We start from the raw sequence: 1,407 nt of genomic DNA, 5'->3' as shown, positions 1-1,407 counted from the left end.
GCCGTGTGGAGGACGAGCTGGCCCGCGTGCGCACCGCCGCCGGCCTCCCCGAACGGGTCCGCGCCTGGCGGGCGGCGGTGGCCGGCGGCGACACCGGCCACTTCTGGAGCGCCGGGCTCACCCTGCTCCACGATCCGCCGCTTCCCGAGGAAGAGCCCCTGGAAGCCCTCTGACGGGGCGCAGTCGGGGCCCCAGGAGTACTGCCGGGGAGGGGGCCGGACCACTACGGTGGGCCGGGGCCTTCGCCCGATCCGAAGCCGAGCGAGGACGAGGAACCGACATGAGCGAACCCAGCCCGGCCGGGGAATGGCTCATCTTCCGCGGTGCGGGGGAACGCCACGACGGGATCGGCCGGCTACCCGCCCCACCGCCCTGGCGCGACTTCCGCGAACGCGACCGGGACGCCGAGACCCGCCGGCTCGGCGTGCACCGCAGCCGTGCCGCCGCCTGGCGCCCCGGCGCCGAGGAACTGGAAGTGGTCAACGCCGCCCTCTACCTGCGCCGCCCCCTCCTGGTCACCGGAGCGCCCGGGGTCGGCAAGAGCACCCTGGCCCACGCCGTCGCCGACGAACTGGGCCTGGGCGCGGTGCTGCGCTGGCCGGTGGTCTCCCGCACCACCCTCCAGGACGGCCTCTACCGCTACGACGCCATCGCCCGCCTCCAGGACGTGCAGATCGCCGCCCACGCCCCCGGCGGCGTCGGCCCCGGCGACCCCGGATCGGTGGAGAGCATCGGCGACTACATCCGCCTCGGCCCGCTCGGCACGGCCCTGCTGCCGTCGGACAAGCCCCGCGTGCTGCTCATCGACGAACTCGACAAGAGCGACATCGACCTGCCCAACGACCTCCTGAACGTGCTGGAGGAAGGCGAGTTCGCCATCCCCGAGCTGGAACGCGTCGCCCACCGGCTGCCCGACGGGGTGGCGCGGGTGCGGGCCGCCGACGGCACCCGGGTCGACGTCCGTGACGGCCGGGTGCGCTGCGCGGAGTTCCCGTTCGTGGTGCTGACCAGCAACCAGGAACGAGACTTCCCCGCCGCCCTGATGCGCCGCTGCCTGCACCTGGAGCTCGGCCGGCCCGACCGGGAACGCCTCGCCGCCTTCGTCCGCGCCCACCTCGGCGAGGACCGGGCCGAGGCCGCCGCCGACCTCGTCCAGCGGTTCATGGAACGCTCCCGCACCGAGATGCTCGCCGCCGACCAGCTCCTCAACGCCATCCACCTCACCGGCCAGGCCCCCGGCCTGGACCGCGAACGCCTCGCCGACCTGCTCGTCCAGCGACTCGACCGTCCGAGGTGACGTGATGGAGGCACCGCGGGACCCGATAGCCGAACTGGTGGCGGCCCTGCGCGACTGCGGGATGGAACCCGACGCCGCGCACCTCGGCGACGCCCTCTGGCTGGCCCGCC

General features: G+C 74.8%; 2 protein-coding genes. Both read left to right on the top strand.

Annotation, left to right across the window (positions count from 1 at the left end; all coding sequences use genetic code 11):
* The first annotated feature begins 5 nt into the window (after positions 1 to 5).
* Entirely contained in the window at positions 6 to 173 is a 168-nt protein-coding gene (locus HW445_RS34500) for a hypothetical protein (RefSeq protein WP_374939731.1), read from the top strand.
* 107 nt (positions 174 to 280) lie between these two features.
* Positions 281 to 1,297, top strand: coding sequence for a MoxR family ATPase (locus tag HW445_RS30960; RefSeq protein WP_180224100.1), 1,017 nt, complete (start codon positions 281 to 283; stop codon positions 1,295 to 1,297).
* The last annotated feature ends 110 nt before the right edge of the window (positions 1,298 to 1,407 follow it).

Origin of the sequence: Streptomyces sp. UH6 (assembly GCF_013421635.1) — a bacterium.
Lineage (GTDB): Bacteria > Actinomycetota > Actinomycetes > Streptomycetales > Streptomycetaceae > Streptomyces > Streptomyces abyssomicinicus.
This window is presented reverse-complemented; position numbering and strand designations above follow the sequence as displayed.

Bases quoted from the DNA above. Each gene is read 5' to 3' on its own strand.
- HW445_RS30960 (WP_180224100.1), top strand. From the start codon at position 281: ATGAGCGAACCCAGCCCGGCCGGGGAATGGCTCATCTTCCGCGGTGCG.